Origin of the sequence: Algoriphagus sp. Y33 (assembly GCF_014838715.1) — a bacterium.
GTDB lineage: Bacteria > Bacteroidota > Bacteroidia > Cytophagales > Cyclobacteriaceae > Algoriphagus.
Map to the genome: position 1 here is coordinate 166,765 of NZ_CP061947.1, position 15,971 is coordinate 182,735.

17 protein-coding genes are annotated in these 15,971 nt (G+C 40.9%); 12 read left to right on the forward strand and 5 right to left on the reverse strand.

The features are described from left to right. Position 1: 1 nt before the first annotated feature. From ID165_RS00675 to ID165_RS26830, 3 genes are all read left to right on the forward strand, one after another. Positions 2 to 379 (forward strand): GntR family transcriptional regulator, encoded by a 378-nt coding sequence (locus tag ID165_RS00675; protein ID WP_192348493.1) that lies wholly within the window; start codon positions 2 to 4, stop codon positions 377 to 379. After that, positions 366 to 1,091 (forward strand): hypothetical protein, encoded by a 726-nt coding sequence (locus ID165_RS00680; RefSeq protein WP_192348494.1) that lies wholly within the window; start codon positions 366 to 368, stop codon positions 1,089 to 1,091. The genes ID165_RS00675 and ID165_RS00680 overlap by 14 nt, the downstream gene beginning before the upstream one ends. A 62-nt stretch (positions 1,092 to 1,153) precedes the next feature. Continuing rightward, positions 1,154 to 1,282 (forward strand): hypothetical protein, encoded by a 129-nt coding sequence (locus tag ID165_RS26830; RefSeq protein ID WP_255505111.1) that lies wholly within the window; start codon positions 1,154 to 1,156, stop codon positions 1,280 to 1,282. 74 nt (positions 1,283 to 1,356) lie between these two features. Here the strand turns inward: ID165_RS26830 and ID165_RS00685 are convergent, their stop codons facing one another. Further along, positions 1,357 to 1,863 carry a RidA family protein gene (locus ID165_RS00685; RefSeq protein ID WP_192348495.1) on the reverse strand — a complete coding sequence of 169 codons (507 nt, stop codon included), beginning with the start codon at positions 1,861 to 1,863 and terminating at the stop codon, positions 1,357 to 1,359. A gap of 76 nt (positions 1,864 to 1,939) precedes the next feature. Between ID165_RS00685 and ID165_RS00690 the strand changes: the two genes are divergently transcribed. After that, positions 1,940 to 2,401 (forward strand): GNAT family N-acetyltransferase, encoded by a 462-nt coding sequence (locus ID165_RS00690; RefSeq protein WP_192348496.1) that lies wholly within the window; start codon positions 1,940 to 1,942, stop codon positions 2,399 to 2,401. A gap of 29 nt (positions 2,402 to 2,430) precedes the next feature. Here ID165_RS00690 and ID165_RS00695 read toward each other — a convergent pair whose 3' ends face one another. Together ID165_RS00695 and ID165_RS00700 are read right to left on the reverse strand one after the other, a co-directional pair. Continuing rightward, the gene (locus ID165_RS00695; protein WP_192348497.1) at positions 2,431 to 3,354 is read right to left on the reverse strand and encodes a DUF6089 family protein; all 924 of its coding nucleotides are present in this window, start codon (positions 3,352 to 3,354) and stop codon (positions 2,431 to 2,433) included. 51 nt (positions 3,355 to 3,405) lie between these two features. Then, entirely contained in the window at positions 3,406 to 4,308 is a 903-nt protein-coding gene (locus ID165_RS00700) for a mechanosensitive ion channel family protein (protein WP_192348498.1), read from the reverse strand. Positions 4,309 to 4,625: 317 nt separating this feature from the next. On the opposite strand from ID165_RS00700, the gene ID165_RS00705 reads away from it, so the two are divergent. The 5 genes from ID165_RS00705 to ID165_RS00725 all read left to right on the forward strand — a co-directional run bounded on the left by ID165_RS00705 (position 4,626) and on the right by ID165_RS00725 (position 11,082). After that, positions 4,626 to 6,167: a carbon-nitrogen hydrolase family protein gene (locus ID165_RS00705; RefSeq protein ID WP_192348499.1), complete on the forward strand. Its 1,542-nt coding sequence runs from the start codon at positions 4,626 to 4,628 to the stop codon at positions 6,165 to 6,167. Further along, positions 6,149 to 6,733, forward strand: coding sequence for an HAD family hydrolase (locus ID165_RS00710; RefSeq protein WP_192348500.1), 585 nt, complete (start codon positions 6,149 to 6,151; stop codon positions 6,731 to 6,733). The genes ID165_RS00705 and ID165_RS00710 overlap by 19 nt, the downstream gene beginning before the upstream one ends. After that, positions 6,720 to 7,568 carry a 3-deoxy-8-phosphooctulonate synthase gene (gene kdsA, locus ID165_RS00715; protein WP_192348501.1) on the forward strand — a complete coding sequence of 283 codons (849 nt, stop codon included), beginning with the start codon at positions 6,720 to 6,722 and terminating at the stop codon, positions 7,566 to 7,568. The genes ID165_RS00710 and kdsA overlap by 14 nt, the downstream gene beginning before the upstream one ends. Before the next feature lie 35 nt (positions 7,569 to 7,603). Beyond that, the gene (locus tag ID165_RS00720; protein WP_225586922.1) at positions 7,604 to 9,220 is read left to right on the forward strand and encodes a murein L,D-transpeptidase; all 1,617 of its coding nucleotides are present in this window, start codon (positions 7,604 to 7,606) and stop codon (positions 9,218 to 9,220) included. 197 nt (positions 9,221 to 9,417) lie between these two features. Then, positions 9,418 to 11,082, forward strand: coding sequence for a murein L,D-transpeptidase (locus ID165_RS00725; RefSeq protein WP_192348503.1), 1,665 nt, complete (start codon positions 9,418 to 9,420; stop codon positions 11,080 to 11,082). Here ID165_RS00725 and ID165_RS00730 read toward each other — a convergent pair. Next, complete coding sequence (locus ID165_RS00730) at positions 11,062 to 11,751, reverse strand: murein L,D-transpeptidase catalytic domain family protein (RefSeq protein WP_192348504.1); 690 nt, start codon at positions 11,749 to 11,751, stop codon at positions 11,062 to 11,064. The two genes, ID165_RS00725 and ID165_RS00730, sit on opposite strands and share 21 nt — an antisense overlap. A gap of 297 nt (positions 11,752 to 12,048) precedes the next feature. Here ID165_RS00730 and ID165_RS00735 point away from each other — a divergent pair, with 297 nt between their 5' ends. After that, positions 12,049 to 12,459, forward strand: coding sequence for a 6-carboxytetrahydropterin synthase (locus ID165_RS00735; RefSeq protein ID WP_192348505.1), 411 nt, complete (start codon positions 12,049 to 12,051; stop codon positions 12,457 to 12,459). Then, complete coding sequence (gene folE / locus ID165_RS00740; RefSeq protein ID WP_192348506.1) at positions 12,419 to 13,123, forward strand: GTP cyclohydrolase I FolE; 705 nt, start codon at positions 12,419 to 12,421, stop codon at positions 13,121 to 13,123. Before ID165_RS00735 ends, folE begins: the two co-directional genes overlap by 41 nt. Before the next feature lie 173 nt (positions 13,124 to 13,296). Here folE and ID165_RS00745 read toward each other — a convergent pair whose 3' ends face one another. Next, positions 13,297 to 13,935: a CPBP family intramembrane glutamic endopeptidase gene (locus tag ID165_RS00745; protein ID WP_192348507.1), complete on the reverse strand. Its 639-nt coding sequence runs from the start codon at positions 13,933 to 13,935 to the stop codon at positions 13,297 to 13,299. 926 nt (positions 13,936 to 14,861) lie between these two features. Between ID165_RS00745 and ID165_RS00750 the strand changes: the two genes are divergently transcribed. Next, positions 14,862 to 15,971: a response regulator gene (locus ID165_RS00750; protein WP_192348508.1), complete on the forward strand. Its 1,110-nt coding sequence runs from the start codon at positions 14,862 to 14,864 to the stop codon at positions 15,969 to 15,971.

Consider the following 15,971-nt stretch of genomic DNA (forward strand, 5'->3'; position numbering starts at 1 on the left):
GATGGATTTTAACGACTCAAAAAATATCTTTCTTCAGATCCGTGACTGGCTCGCAGATCAGATCATGCAGGACAAAATCCTTCCCGGTGATCGTATTCCTTCGGTGCGTGAACTCGCAGTGGATATGGAAGTGAACCGTAATACGGTCATGCGAAGCTATAGCCTGATGGAAGATGATGGAATCATCGAAAATAAACGTGGCATTGGCTTTTTTGTGGCTGCAGATGCAAAGCATAATCTTCTTGAACTAAGGAAAAAAGAGTTTTTCGAAACTGAACTCCCTGCTATTCTACATCAAGTAGAGGTCTTAAAATTGACTTCTGATGATTTAAACGCTCTACTCACACTCATTCAATCCAACGATCATGAAAACCAGTAATAAAATTATCGTTTACTTTTTGACTTTTGCTTGGCTGAGTATAATCGCTACACTGTTGATTTCTCATCAATTTGCTAATTATAATAACATTCCAGAAACACGTAGAACTGTCATAACCAAGACTGATTTAGCAGATTTTTCGGTGGTCAAAATTGAAGAAGCAGATGAAATAAGTATTGTCTCCATTAACATTAATAGAAATCGTTTTAGTTATCAACGGCTTGCGGGAGCAGATATCGAAATTCCAGAAAATGAAGCCGTTCAAGACTATATTGTAAGAAATGATACGCTATTTATTAAAAATTTAACTCCGACAAGTACTGGGGGCTTTTTACTTGAGGTAAAAGATTTAAAGCATTTGATAGTAAGTAATACCAAAAGGGTAAACATTGTCGGCTTTAATCAAGATTTGCTTTTAATCACAGCAGAGAACAGTAAAGTAAGGATTTCAAAGGATTCAAGGTTCTCTTATTTGAATTTGACTTCTCCCGGAAAACTGAATTTAAATTTTACTTCGGCCACTGGTTTTAGCTTAGTGTTAGATGAAAATCAATGCAAGGTTAGAGGAGTGATAAAAGAGATCTCAGGAAACATTAGAGATAATGTAGATCTAATTGTTCCCGCAGAACTGGGGAAATTGGATGTGAACACTTCTGAAAAAGGTAAGGTAACTCATTCAGAACCTATAGAATTGGATCAAGAAGAACAATAATCAGAACTAATCTTAAGTTACTCAAAGATGCTTTCACTTTTAAATCTTTAATTAGCCCAAACATGAAAAAGATTTTTGCACTCCTAATCCCGGTAACTTCTATGAGTTGCTACAGTCAACAAACTGAAAAATTCAATCTGGGTTTTGAGAGTCAGAATGAGGGGAATGCTCTTTCGGATGGATGGTCGTAGTCCTACTTCACCAGAATACTATGATGATTGATTTTCCCAACTTTAAAACCTTCCAACTTTCTGCTTTCCAACCTTTATTCAATCAACTCCACAATCACCTCAATCTCCACAGCCATATTATTAGGCAATGCAGCTACACCCACAGCAGAGCGCGCATGTTTGCCTTTGTCACCAAATACTTCTACTATCAGATCAGAAAATCCATTGATTACAGCGGGTTGCTTAGTGAAATCCGGACCAGAATTGACCATTCCCAGTACTTTCACAAACTGTTTGATCTTACTTAGATCACCGGTCGCTGCTTTCAGTATTGCTATGATTTCTATTCCGGTCTCTCTTGCAGCTTGATATCCCTCCTCTTCAGTCAAATCTTCACCGACTTTCCCAAATATCTTCGGTCCTGTCCCTGATAAATAGAGCAGGTTACCGACTTGTCTCCACTTTACATAATTGGCTATTGGTACACCGACCTCAGGAAGAGCCACTCCAAGTCTTTCCAATTGCTGTTCAGGAGTTTGGGAGTGTGCTACAAATGGGATGCACAGAAGTGCCAGTACAGGAATGAATTTTATGAGTTTCATAAGAAAGTATGGTTTTTAGTAGTTCTAAGCTAAGGCATTCTTTTTACTTTTGGCCTCGGACGTCAATGTTGTTTTCATGGACAAGATAGAGATATTACCCTATTCAGCTGAACTAAGCCCTTTTTTCAAATCTATCAACCAAGCTTGGGTTGAGGATCTTTTTTCTATCGAGCCATTTGATCAGGCTCAATTTGACAGTCCTGAGAATACTATTGTGAAACCTGGAGGTACTATAATTTATGCAAAGTTGGGAGAAGAAATTGTTGGGACAGTGGGTCTTCATAAAGTTTCAGATAGCGAGTTTGAGCTTATAAAAATGGGCGTCTCATCTTCAGCTCAGGGAAAAGGAGTGGGGATGGCACTGGGCTTGTCTATTCTAGAAAAAGCAAGGGAAATGGGAGGTAAGAAGGTTGTGCTTTACAGCCATTCCAAGCTTGCGCCCGCCCTGAGAATTTACAATAAGTTGGGTTTTAAAGAGACAGAACTTGAAGAAGGGAAATATTGCAGATGTGATATCAAGATGGAACTGGATCTATAAATTTCAAATTTGAAATCTCAAATTTGAAATTACCAGAATCGGAATGCCTTCTCATTCACTCTATTTCGGAAGAAGAAGTTGTCCCAAATGTCCGGAGAAAGGTAAATTTCCACTCCCAGATTTACGGTCATGTAGCCATCATACCTGTGCGTGAGGCCTGAACCTCTTCGTATTCTTCCGCCGTTTCTCAGGATTTTGTCCACATCCGGTAAACCGTTGTCATCTAAGAAACCGGGATTTCTGACAGCCAATCTCAGGCGGTCGGGGTTGTTGCCCGTGACATAGTCATCTACCAGATCAAGGTAGAATTCACTGATATTATAGGCGGAAATATCGTCCATGTAATCCGTCATAGTGAAGCGATAATTCCCCTCCAATGTCAGATCCATATACACATTGAGTTTATACTTCAGGCCCAAGCCCATCGGGAAAACCACAATATTTCTTTCGTAGGGATTGTTTTCCAGCTGAAGCGGTCTAAGGTCTACCCATTTGCCATCCAACTGAGTTTCTGGATTATTGGTTGACATCCCTATTCCCGCAAAAATATAAGGGTTCCAGAGGTTTCTGTGAATATTAGGAACCTTGACTGGGAACCAATAATATTCTGCCATTGCGGTAGCTTCCCAGTTTTTAGCTCTAAAATGAAGGTTTCTGGCCACTCTGTGTGCTCGGGGATCAGAAGGGGGGTCCTGACCGGACATTTTGATGTATGAGAAATCCAGACGGGCTCTTAAGTGTGTTCCAAATGTATAATGGGCTGCAATGTTGGCATTCCAATCAGGCTGTACACCCTCATTATATTTCCAAAAAGAATACAATTCACCGAAATACTGAGTAGCTCCGGCGCTTGCCGAAAAAGACCAAGGTTCTTCAAATCGAAAGCGATTAAAGCTCTGGGAAGAGGCCAGGGAAGAGGAAAGGAAAAGAAAAATAAAGAGTATCTTTTTCATAGTTGGGCTTCACTTGATTTCCCCCCGATAGGAGCTCCAATGAAAAATAACCTAATTTTCTAATTTTTCAAATCCTGATTTGAGGTGTAGATCACGTTGTGGATATGGAATCTCAATACCTTGTTCTCCGAATTTTTTGAAGATCGCATAATATAATTGACTTTTCAGCACCTTGGGACGATTGATGTACTCCGATGACCATACACGCAGAATGAAATTGATGCTATTGTCTCCATAGCTATCAAAAAGCACATCGGGCGATGGAGTCTGAAGCACTCCTTTATTCTCGTTTGCAGCTTCAATCAGTATGTTTTTCACTTTTTCAGGATCCTCTTTATACGCTACTCCCACGGGGAAATTGAAGCGGATATTTCTGTCATTATGTGACCAGTTGATGACAGGACTGTCTATAAACTGACTGTTTGGGACGATTATGGTGATATTGTCATTGGTGACAATGGTGGTAGAACGTGCCGAAATCCTGATCACATCTCCCGTGACATCCCCGACTTCGATTCGGTCACCTACTTTGATCGGTTGCTCAAAAAGAATAATAAGCCCGGAGATGAAATTGTTCGTGATATTTTGCAAACCAAAACCAATACCAACACCCAAAGCACCGGCAAGAATACCGAAAGCACTTAAGTCAACGCCATTGGTCTGTAAAATAGAAAACACACCCGCCAAAATCAGTACGTACTTCACTATCATGCCGATAGAAGCCCGTGTCCCGGAGTCGATCTGGTACCTGCTTAATATATTGTGAACCAGTAGTCTACGTATCCATTCTGTGACTACAAAAAGGATTATGAATGATATAATCAAAGTTAGGATCAAGCCAACAGTCAGCTTAGAATCCCCCAGACTGACCAGACTATAGCTGAATAGTTCCTGTATCCATTCGATAAAGCCCTGAGCCTTTTGTTCAGCTACTTCTTTTATGTCCTGCTGCATTAAGTTATTGCTTTCATTTCTGTTTATCAATCCTAAAACTAATTCGAATAGTTTTAAAGTATATGATTATCCGCTTTTCTGCCAGTAGGAATTCAAAAGCACCATTAAGAGTTGTTAAGCTCAAGAATTGAGGCCACTTCGGGCAGGGATCTTCCTGTCGGTAAAACAAGGGAAATAGTGCTGCTGGCATCATTGCGGATATTCATATTAAAGTAATATAATTCTAGGATAACATGCTATTTTCCACATTGCTCTATTTCTTTTCCCGAGAAAGGAGTCAATAGAAATAATTAATTGATTTTGGCTAATTTTGCCCCATGAGCAAGCAAAAAGAGGAGCTGGAGCATAGGCTAAAGCTTAGAAATATAAAACTCTCGGACTATGATGATATCCGGGAAATCATGGTTTCTATATACAAAAACCAAGGTGGAGCGTGGACGAAAGAAGAGCTTAAAAATCAGCTTAAGGCTTTTCCGGAAGGCCAAATCGCTATCGAAGACAATGGTAAAGTAGTGGCTGCTGCCTTGAGTTTGGTGGTGGATTACAATAAATTTGGGGATAACCATACTTACGATCAGATCACGGGTTTTGGCAAATTCGACACCCATGACATGAACGGCGATACGCTGTATGGCACGGATGTCTTTGTGCATACCGATTATCGGGGTATGCGTCTTGGGCGAAGGCTGTATGATGTGAGAAAGGAGCTTTGTGAGAATCTAAACCTCCGGTCGATTATCGCCGGAGGGAGAATTCCCGGTTATTCCAATTACGCGGATGAAATGACCCCTAGGAAATACATCGATTTGGTTAAAAACAAAGAGATTTTTGACTCGGTGCTGTCTTTTCAGTTGGCTAATGAATTTCACGTAAGGAAAGTAATTACCAAGTACCTGCCTTCGGATACAGACTCCAGAGCTTATGCTACGCTTCTGGAATGGATCAATATTTACTACGAAAAGGACGAAAAGCTAATAGGAAATAAGAAATCAATTGTCCGCTTGGGCTTGGTACAGTGGAAGATGCGTAGATTTTCCAATGTGGATGACTTGATGCAGCAAGTAGAGTTCTTTGTGGATACAGTTTCCGGCTATAAATCAGATTTTTGCCTGCTTCCTGAATTCTTCAATGCACCTCTTTTGGCAGAATTCAATGATATGGATGCTTCAGAAGCAATCCGTAATCTGGCAGATTATACCGATGAGATTGTGAGCCGAATGAGCGATTTGGCAGTTTCGTATAACCTGAATATTGTTGCGGGTTCCATGCCGGAGTACGATGGTAAAAAACTTAGAAATGTGAGTTACCTCTGTCGAAGAGATGGTACTCAGGATAAACAATACAAACTTCATATTACGCCGGATGAGGCTTCCTATTGGGGACTTCAGGGGGGGAATGGAATTAATGTTTTCGATACGGATGCCGGACGGATAGGTATTTTGATCTGCTACGATGTGGAATTTCCGGAGCTGGGAAGAATCCTGGCTGAGCAAGAAATGGATATTTTATTTGTACCATTCTGGACAGATACCAAGAACGCCTTCCTTAGGGTAAATACCTGTGCGAAGTCCCGTGCAATAGAAAATGAATGTTATGTAGCAATTACCGGTTCTGTAGGTAATCTTCCGAAAGTTGAGAACATGGATATTCAGTATTCCCAGGCAGCAATTTATTCTCCGTCAGATTTCTCTTTTCCCCATGATGCCGTCGTAGCCATGGCTTCAGAAAATGAAGAAACGATCATCGTGGCTGATGTGGATCTGGATCTTTTGACCAAGCAGCGGAAAGCAGGAAGTGTACGAAACCTAGAGCAGAGAAGGCTCGACCTTTATTCAATTCAATGGAAACAGAAAAAATAGTCGCTGACTACTTTGCGCATATTACAGAAGATGTGTGGGAAAGAGCAGCAAAAATAAAACTGATCATCACTGATATAGACGCAGTGATGACTGATGGCGGCATCATCTACGATGATAATAAGTTGGAATTTAAGAAGTTCAATGTCAAAGATGGTCTAATTGTCTACCACTTACGGAAGAATGGACTGATGGTCGGAGCTATTACAGGAAGAGAATCTTATGTGGTGCAAAACCGCTGTGAGGAACTCAAGTTTGATTTTCATTACCATGGTGTAAAGAACAAGGGCAAAAAATTTAATGAAATATTGGAAACGCTGGAACTGCAGGCAGAAGAAGTTGCCTATATCGGTGATGACCTGATAGATCTTCCTATTTTAGTCCGTGTAGGACTAGCTGTAGTTCCTAAAGATGCGCTGGAATATGTGAAGCCCTTTGCTCATTATGTCTCAGGTTTTGATGGCGGAAAAGGGGTTTTTCGAGAAGTAGGAGACCTGCTACTACATGCTCAGGGTCAGCTTATTCCATTGATTAACACATTATCCCTAAAAGAAGATGATAAAAAATAAAAAGCCCATGCGTATTACCGACTCGGTGATTTTGGGTGAAGAAAAGCCTGTTTTATTTGCAGGACCCTGTGCCGTAGAGAGCTATGATATTTGTTTGGAGATAGGCACCAAAGTCAAAGAATGGGCGGAGCAGCATGGTTTTTCCTATGTATTCAAAGCCTCTTTTGACAAAGCCAACCGTACCTCCTCAGATTCATTTCGAAGCATAGGAATGGACAAATCACTGGAAGTCTTACAACGTGTGGGCAATGCACTGAATGTGCCGTTGGTGACTGATATTCATGAAAGCTATCAGGTAAAGGATGTGGCGGAAGTAGTGGATGTTTTACAGATTCCGGCGTTTCTTAGTCGGCAGACGGATTTGCTTTTAGCTGCAGGCGAAAGTGGAAAAGCTGTCAAAATCAAGCGGGGTCAGTTTATGGCGCCCGAAGACATGCAATATGCAGTGACCAAAGTTAGATCGACGGGAAACGAGAACGTCTGCCTTACGGAAAGAGGTTTTTCTCTGGGCTACCATAATTTGGTAGTGGATATGAGAGGCCTGCCGATTATGCGTCAGTTTGCGCCTGTGGTCTTTGATATTACGCATTCCGTCCAGCAGCCGGGAGGGCAGGGAGGAAGCAGTGGAGGACAGCGGGAATTTGCCCCGGTTTTGGCAAGGGCGGCGGCAGCCACCGGTATTGACGGATTCTTTATAGAAACACACCCTGACCCTTCCAAGGCACTCAGCGATGGGCCTAACTTGATTCCCCTTCATAAGATGGGACAGTTCTTAGAGATGCTTAAAGAAGCTTGGGTGCTGGGTAGAAAATATCAGGATTTTGAAGTTGAATAACTATTTTATACATGTGTAAACAATTGTTACTATTAATGCTCCTGAGTTTAGCTCCGGGGCTTTTTTGTTTTGGGCAAAGCACCGGTCTTTCGGATAATATTAGAATAAGACTGGAGCTGGATCAGCCTGATGTTCCCTTAAATGTCCGCAGCAAAGAACTTTTTGCGAAGGGTGAAATTCATCAGTTTTATACCAACCGTATATTTGAGCCTGCTTGGATCCGGCAGGGAGTACTTACTGAGTTGGCTTACGAGCTTCGATTTGAAATAAACCAGAGCAAGTTTGATGGGCTCAATCCCTATGATTATCACTTGGGGCTGATCAATGAGTTTTTTAATCAATTTGAGTCCAATAAGAAGCAGTCCATTCCCAATGCATTGGATGATCTGGCGGACCTGGACTTATTGTTATCTGACGCATTTTTCCATTTGGCCGCACACTTGGAAATAGGCAAAGTGAATCCTGATAATCTCACCGGGAATTGGCATATCATTACTAAAACGTCCAAGGTTTCTTACAATGATTTGCTCGAAGTAGCTCTTGACAGGCAGCAGATCAGACAATCTCTGGAGACGTTATATCCGACGATATCGATATACAAAAAAGGGCGTGAGGTGATACGGGCAATGGACGAAATCCGTAAGCAGGATTCACTCAACTGGAAGGCGGTCAAAATCACTAAAACCATCAAAGTAGGAGAGACAAATGGCGGAATACCAAGCTTACGTGAGCGTCTGCTATTTTGGAAATACCTTCAGCCTTATGTCTATACGGACGAGAAGGAATATGATTCGACCATGTTTGTGGCGGTTCAGAATTTTCAGCAAAGAAACGGGATGGAACCTGATGGAGCTTTAGGCAAAAACACCATCAATGCACTGAATCAATCTCCCGCTGATCTCATAGATAGAGCGGCGGTGAATATGGAGCGCCTTCGCTGGCTGCCTGATACCTTAAGGGGGGCAGAGATGATTGTGGTCAACATCGCAAACTACCAATTGGATTACCTTAGTAATCGCGACACGCTATTTTCGGCGCGGGTGATCGTAGGAACGAAATATCATGCTTCTCCGATTTTTTCTTCTGCGATGAGTTACATTGTGTTTAGCCCCTACTGGAATTTGCCCGCTTCCATCGTACGGAACGAAGTGATGCCGGCAGTTCGCAAAAACCCAAATTACCTTGCTCAAAAAAATATGGAGGTGGTGACTTTTTCCGGCAAACCTGTGGATCCCACGTCTATAAATTGGAGTGGGAAATCCATACCGTATATGATTCGCCAAAAACCCGGAGGACATAATTCTTTGGGGTTGGTGAAATTTATGTTTCCTAATGAATATAGTGTCTACATTCACGATACGCCAAGCAGAAGCTTGTTTACCAGAGAAGACCGGGCACTGAGTCATGGTTGTATACGTATTCAGAATCCTGCGGATTTTGCTGCATTACTTCTGAAGGATGACGCAAAGTGGACTCCAGAGAAAATCGATCAGGCTATGCATCAGAGTAAAGAGCAAATCGTGAATCTTGACCGCAAGATTCCTGTGGTGTTGCTTTACTTAACTTTCTGGGCAGACACAAAGGGACAAGGCCATTTCAGACAGGATATCTATGATAGAGATAAGGAGGTACTGGAAGCACTTCGAAAATAGATGGGTTTGCAAAGTGTTTTTACCCAAGTTGGGTAATTGTATGCCCGTTGAAAAAAAACAGTTTTATTTTCCCCTTGATTTAAATATGTCTTAAGATGTTGATAGTGAATATTATGTGGATAGTTTTCGGGGTTTTATTTTTGTTGGATTCTAGCGTACGAAGTTTGAAAGGTAAGAGGTGATACAAAGCGCCTTTTATGAACAAGAAAATAATTATCCCCATTGCTTCAGTTATAGTGATAGCATTGGGATTGATCTGGTTTTTCAATCAGAGAAGATCTGATTTGACAGATGAACTTCGGCAAAATTTAGAAGGAGAGTCCAGTGATGTTTTAGCCCAATCGGATTTTGCAGGAGAAATCAGAGATTTTTATATTAAAAGAGACTACTTGGAAATCTGGCTCTTCAATGGCACACTTTCCAATTCAGGAAAGGAATTACTAGCTCAGATAGAGGATTCCCGATACGATGGATTGCAGCCGGAAGATTACAATCTCTCTCAGATTTATCAACTCTCTTCTAATCCTGATAAAAAAAACAAGAAGTTTAGAAACCTCTCCTCGGCTCAAAAAGTTGATTTGGAGCTTCTGCTTACTGATGGTTTTCTCCGTCTTTCTCATGACTTGGAGAGAGGTAAAGTTGATCCCTCAACATTGGATTCCAATTGGAAGTTTGAAGAGAAAGATACCGATGTGAATTATACTTCACTGCTGGAGGAAGTGGCAAGTGGTAAGGCTGTTGATAAGCTATTCGCAAGATTGTATCCAAGTTCAGCGTTGTATGCACAGGGAAGGGATGCGATCAAAGAGCTGTATGAAATTCAAAAGAATGACACGCTCACCTGGGAGTTTGAGCCTGTAGAAGGAGCCATTAAAGTTGGGGAGGAGCACGCAGCTATTCCTGTCCTGAGAAAGCGTCTGATCTTTTGGGGTTTTTTGAAATCCTATGACATGGAAGCTCCCAATCTTTTTGATTCCACTATGTTTGAGGGACTTCGGAAATACCAAGAAGCAAATGGGATGAATCCTGACGGAGTAATCGGTTCGCTGGTCGCTGAGTCACTTAATAAATCCCCACAAAATCTTATAGATATTGCTTCCATTAACATGGAGCGACTCCGCTGGATGCCGAAAATTGATTGGGATCAGGAAATGGTACTTGTCAACATAGCCAACTACCAGTTGGATTATATGAATAAGTCTGATACAGTCTTCACGGCCAAGGTGATCGTGGGAAAGGAATACAATGAATCACCGACATTCACAGCACCGATGAGTTATATCGTTTTCAGTCCATATTGGAACATACCTGAGTCTATTACAAACGATGAAATTATTCCATCTGTAAGGAAAAATAAAGGCTATCTTGCTGAGAAAAACATGGAGGTGGTTTCCGGTTCCGGGGAGCCTGTCAATGCAAAAAATGTTGATTGGAGTAAAAGCGGTGATGATTTTCCGTACAGAGTGAGGCAGAAGCCCGGTGGGGACAATTCCTTGGGTTTGGTGAAATTTATGTTTCCAAACGAATACAATATTTACATTCACGATACACCTGCAAGAAGCCTTTTTGAGCGGGAGTCCAGAGCACTCAGCCATGGGTGTATTAGAATTCAAAATCCCGATCAATTCGCTAAAATCTTGCTAAACAATAAATCTTGGGATGAGGAAAAGATCCAAGAAGCCATGCATCAGGACAAGGAAGAAGTGGTAGAGTTGGACAGGGAAATTCCCGTGGTGTTGGTTTATATGACCTTCTGGGCCGATAAAGGCGGGAAAGCCAATTTTAGATATGATGTGTACGAAAGGGACAAGGCTCTTCTAAAAGCACTTAGAGCGACTAAATCAAGCCTTGATCAGGCTTGATTTAGATAAGTAGGTGTCGTCATTTCCGAAAATAAAAAGCAAAGATCCTTCTTTGATCAGGTCAATTGCTTTGGCGGAAAGCTCACTTGGGAGAGCGGGACAGCCTAGGCTTCTTCCCAACCTTCCTACTGATTTGGCGAATTCCTCCCGGGCATAATCGGCTCCATGAATTACAATGGCCCGGTTTCGGGCTTGATCATTGAATCCCTTCTCCAAACCGTCTAACCTAAGGGAGTATCCATGTTTTCCGGAGTACGTTTCCGCAGTTTTATAAAAACCCAAGCTACTCTTGAAGGATTCAGGCTGATTGGAAAAAGCATTGGCCATCAAGTCGCCGGAATTCCTGCCATGAGATACTACTGAATTTAATAGGATTTCTCCCTTCACAGGGTCTATAACCCACATTCGCTTTGCCGTGGAGGGAAGACTGAAATCAATTACTGTGAGCACTTTTGATTTGAGATTGCCTTTCATCTTATTCCATCCTTGGATGGCTAAAGTGAAAACTTCCTTGGAAGGAAGGACTCCGTTTGTGTTATGTAGCCCTTCATAAATGGCTGAGGTGGGATCGATGGTTGTGACTGTGTTTGGAGTGGTTTCTATAAAATCCGGATTTGGGAAAATTCCTATAAATAATAGGAAAGTAATCGCAAGAGTTTGTGTAAGCATAAGCATTTGGGTGATTTTGCAAATTTAGGAAGATGTTCTGTGAGTTCAAACGAACTTGAAGTCAGTCTCTTATGATTTTGGTCATAAAAGTAGTGAAATTACTCAGGGAACCTTCTCACCGGCTTTCTCCGTTCTTGGCATGATGAGATTGGACGTTGATTTTGGAACCAATTATTATTCTGTAATTTTGCGTTCCCAAATTTATTCTGCTGTCTGTCAGAATACTTCCAAGTAGGTTAACAGACAAATTGGAAAATAATTCAAACAAAAACAGAAAACCCGCTGTTTCAGCATTCCATGAAAGTATCAGTTTATAGAAAAGAACATTTCAACGCGGCACATCGCCTTCATAATTCTGAATGGTCAGATGAAGAAAACCAAGCCGTTTTTGGAAAGTGCAACAACCCGCATTTTCATGGTCACAACTATGAATTGGTAGTGAAACTGAGAGGGGATATGGATCCGAAAACCGGTTATGTCTATGACATGAAAGTGCTCAGTGAGTTGATCAAGGAGCATGTATTAAGAAAATTAGATCACAAAAATTTAAACCTGGATACCGATGAATTCAAAGAACTTAACCCAACCGCTGAGAACATTGCAGTGGTTATTTGGAATATTTTAAGGGAAAAAATTGATCGAAAATTCGAGTTAACAATTCGACTTTATGAAACAGAAAGAAACTTTGTTGAATACGATGGGGATTAAAATTACCCGCGCTTCATTCGAGGAAATCGGAGAGGAGCATGTGGGGACTTCCTTGGAGACACCGCTTAGAGAAGATGCTTTTGAGATGGACGATGATCTCAAGGTCGAATTGATAGAGAAGCACTTCCGTGAAATTATGCACATCATGGGCTTGGATCTCACTGATGATAGTCTCAAAGGTACACCGCATCGTGTGGCAAAGATGTATGTGAAGGAGGTATTCAGCGGATTGAATCCTAAGAATAAACCGATAGCAAAGCTCTTTGAAAATAAGTACAAATACAATGAGATGCTGGTGGAGAAAGACATCACCGTGCATTCTCACTGCGAGCACCACTTTGTGCCTATCTACGGTAAGGCTCACGTAGCTTATATTTCCAATGGAAACGTAATAGGCCTTTCCAAAATCAACAGAATCGTCCAATACTTCTCTCAACGCCCACAAGTGCAGGAAAGACTTACGATGCAGATCGGAAATGAGCTTAAAGAGGCTCTGGGGACAGATGATGTGGCTGTAATTATTGATGCTTATCATATGTGTGTAAGCTCTAGAGGAGTGAAGGATACCCAGAGTTCTACGGTTACCTCTTTTTACTCGGGAAAATTTGAGAAAGAAGAGCAATCACGAAATGAATTCATGCAGTATATCAGCATGGACAAGTAACCCCGAAAACTAAAACCAATTCTAAAACCGGTCTGAAAAGCCCGGTTTTTTTTAACCGCAAAGAGCACGGAAAAACCTAGTTCTTTGCCGTAGTGAGTGTCACGCACGACTTATGCTTCGTTGTCCTGCTTCTCCGGAAGCTGGACGGTCCCCTATACATTTTATGCGATCTTTCATCTCATTCTAATTAGATTTCCTAGCCCATTTCCCAAATTATGGGAGATTAAAGCTACTAGAATACTGCCGCTTTTTACAGTGAGCCATCCCCAAATCAAGCCATAAATAAATGACCAAAAAAATGGTTGAAATTTAAATATCACATCAAATTCCTTTGAAAGGAAAAATCCATGTGCCATTCCGAATAATAGTGCTGTGATCCAAACAGATGGATTTAAAATCAAGGAATTACTTTTTAAAACTTTGAGTAATAGCCCCAGCATTATACCACGGTATGCGACTTCCTCGTTGATTCCAGGCATTGAAAATTGAAACAGGAGTGTTTCTATGCTTAACGTTTGTACAGGAGAGAAGAAAGCCACTATGCTATTGATTAACAAAATTGAGCATAGGATGTAAATTCCTTTAGTAAAGAATTTCTTATTCTGGCGCAGCGTTAAAAAGTAATCTGACAAGGGGAATTTTCTGTATAGCGACAAGAAAACTAAAGAACCTAGTATGGCATATAGTTTACCAGACCAATTCCAATCTCCATTGATGATTCTTATTTCAGAGTATACAAATGGCAGATTTAACAAGACTGCATTCAACAGACAGAAGATGACAAATGCTGCTAAAATTTTCAGTGTTTCCATATTTCTATTTCTCAGTGTGAGTAGAATAATTGGAAACACAACTGCCAAGTGGAGTAAGTTTTCTGTTATAACTCTTATCATCGCTCATGTAATACTTTCGCCATACGTTCAAGCTTAAGGAATTCTGCCGGTGCCAAATTAATATTTCCTTCAAGAGGATTTGGAATGAGGAAAATATTTTTGGTTTTTATGCCAAAAGACCACAAGGCGGTCAAATCATCAATAGCCTCGTGTGAAACCTGTGGAAGAATGAAGATTTTTTAAACTGCAAAGCGCACAAACAAAGCTTAAAGAGCGGAAGAGTTCCGCTGTTCTGCTTCTCCGGAAGCAGCTGGAAGATAAAAAATCACCTTCCTGTTTACTCTCCTTTCTTTACCTACACAATGGGGAAATTCATGCTATAATTGTATATAAAGTATTTTTTTGGACTGATTGACTTAAAAGGCCATACCGGGCGGAATGAAAATGTTTATAAATAACAAGATGATTTATCCCAAGAATCTTTTTGGGTAAATTCAGCACGGGGTGATTACCCTTGATACGGGCAGATGTCTATTTAAAATACGGTTAAAAATACCCACAAAAGGAGTTGACGGCAGGTAACCCGTTCCACATACCCCTTAATCAGCTTATCCGTCAAGTAAAAAAATGATTAGGGGTGTGACTTTTTTTAAAATCCGGTTTCTAATTAACCGAAGTCAGATAGTTTTTAATCAAAGCAGAAAATGCCGAGTAAACGATTGGAACAGGTTATTCCATTTTTTTTGGCAGGGATTTTAGCTATATCCTTTCTCAAAAAACTAAGACTGAAAGTGTGAATTACTGATAAAGGTCAAAAACACATGTATTTCAAGTTGTTTGTAAAAATAATCCGGCTCTTTTAGGAGTTTTTGCTCTGCCATATTGACCAACTAATTTAATCCATTATGATAAAAACAGGAAGCTATAAGCTCTATGATGAGTTGTCTCACGAGATCAGAAATTCTCTGAATATTGTCATAGGTAGTTCTGAATTGCTTAAAGACAGTGAGTCTGACGAACAGCAAGATTTGGTCAATATCATTCATAATTCTGCCACACATCTAAAAAACCTTCTGAATAATTATTTGCTCGAACGGAAAGGGGAATATGGGTCTTTGGAAAAGGAAGCGTTATTTGATCTTCATGATCTTCTCAGGGACCTCACTGCCCAATATGCTCTTATCTGTAAGAGGAATGGACTTTCTTTTATTCTGGAAATCGATTCTCTTGTTCCTACCAAGGTAGTTGGGCTGGCGACTAAATTAACCCAAATTCTAAATAACCTGATTTCCAATGCGGTGAAATTCACTGAGTTTGGGTTTGTGAAGCTTTCTGTCTACTTGCAAAAGTCTGTTGAGGGGAAAGCTAAGGTTCACTTTGTAGTCAAAGATTCCGGCTGTGGAATAAGTAGCAACGATCAGAATAAACTGTTTAAGGATTTTGTTCAAATTCCCAACCGGGTAAGCGAGAAGCAGGTCGGCTCTGGGCTTGGTCTTGCGATTACCAGAAAGCTTCTCCATAGTATGGATAGCGAAATCTATTTAAAAAGTAAAAATGGACTGGGATCCGCCTTTTCTTTTAGTCTTGAGTTTGAATTGGTATCCAGTGGCTTGCCAAAACCTGAAATCAGCCAGGTCAACGTTCCCGGAAGGAAAGTTCTTGTGGTCGATGACTACATAGTCAATAGAATAGTCGTCCGTAAGCAATTGGGTAAATTAGGTATATTCTGTGACACCGCTGAGAACTCTAAGCGTGCAATTGCCTTGCTGAATACCAACAGATATCCAATTATTCTGCTGGACGTGAACCTGCCTGATATGGATGGTATTTCCCTAAGTAAAAATCTTAAGAGGGACTATCCCGCCATGAAAATAATATTGGTAACAGGAGAGGAACTGGGAGATTCAGACAGGGAGTTAATACAACTGGGGATCTTTACAGTATTACCAAAGCCATTTACCCTTCATGAACTACGAGAGGCTTTGAATTTTGAACTGTGTCGGGAATATAGCTAA

What these genes read in the sequence shown, in the direction of transcription:
- ID165_RS00675 (WP_192348493.1), top strand. Translation starts at nt 2, where the DNA reads ATGGATTTTAACGACTCAAAAAATATCTTTCTTCAGATCCGTGACTGG.
- ID165_RS00680 (WP_192348494.1), top strand. Translation starts at nt 366, where the DNA reads ATGAAAACCAGTAATAAAATTATCGTTTACTTTTTGACTTTTGCTTGG.
- ID165_RS26830 (WP_255505111.1), top strand. Translation starts at nt 1,154, where the DNA reads ATGAAAAAGATTTTTGCACTCCTAATCCCGGTAACTTCTATGAGTTGC.
- ID165_RS00685 (WP_192348495.1), bottom strand. Translation starts at nt 1,863, where the DNA reads ATGAAACTCATAAAATTCATTCCTGTACTGGCACTTCTGTGCATCCCA.
- ID165_RS00690 (WP_192348496.1), top strand. Translation starts at nt 1,940, where the DNA reads ATGGACAAGATAGAGATATTACCCTATTCAGCTGAACTAAGCCCTTTT.
- ID165_RS00695 (WP_192348497.1), bottom strand. Translation starts at nt 3,354, where the DNA reads ATGAAAAAGATACTCTTTATTTTTCTTTTCCTTTCCTCTTCCCTGGCC.
- ID165_RS00700 (WP_192348498.1), bottom strand. Translation starts at nt 4,308, where the DNA reads ATGCAGCAGGACATAAAAGAAGTAGCTGAACAAAAGGCTCAGGGCTTT.
- ID165_RS00705 (WP_192348499.1), top strand. Translation starts at nt 4,626, where the DNA reads ATGAGCAAGCAAAAAGAGGAGCTGGAGCATAGGCTAAAGCTTAGAAAT.
- ID165_RS00710 (WP_192348500.1), top strand. Translation starts at nt 6,149, where the DNA reads ATGGAAACAGAAAAAATAGTCGCTGACTACTTTGCGCATATTACAGAA.
- kdsA (WP_192348501.1), top strand. Translation starts at nt 6,720, where the DNA reads ATGATAAAAAATAAAAAGCCCATGCGTATTACCGACTCGGTGATTTTG.
- ID165_RS00720 (WP_225586922.1), top strand. Translation starts at nt 7,604, where the DNA reads ATGCTCCTGAGTTTAGCTCCGGGGCTTTTTTGTTTTGGGCAAAGCACC.
- ID165_RS00725 (WP_192348503.1), top strand. Translation starts at nt 9,418, where the DNA reads ATGAACAAGAAAATAATTATCCCCATTGCTTCAGTTATAGTGATAGCA.
- ID165_RS00730 (WP_192348504.1), bottom strand. Translation starts at nt 11,751, where the DNA reads ATGCTTACACAAACTCTTGCGATTACTTTCCTATTATTTATAGGAATT.
- ID165_RS00735 (WP_192348505.1), top strand. Translation starts at nt 12,049, where the DNA reads ATGAAAGTATCAGTTTATAGAAAAGAACATTTCAACGCGGCACATCGC.
- folE (WP_192348506.1), top strand. Translation starts at nt 12,419, where the DNA reads ATGAAACAGAAAGAAACTTTGTTGAATACGATGGGGATTAAAATTACC.
- ID165_RS00745 (WP_192348507.1), bottom strand. Translation starts at nt 13,935, where the DNA reads ATGGAAACACTGAAAATTTTAGCAGCATTTGTCATCTTCTGTCTGTTG.
- ID165_RS00750 (WP_192348508.1), top strand. Translation starts at nt 14,862, where the DNA reads ATGATAAAAACAGGAAGCTATAAGCTCTATGATGAGTTGTCTCACGAG.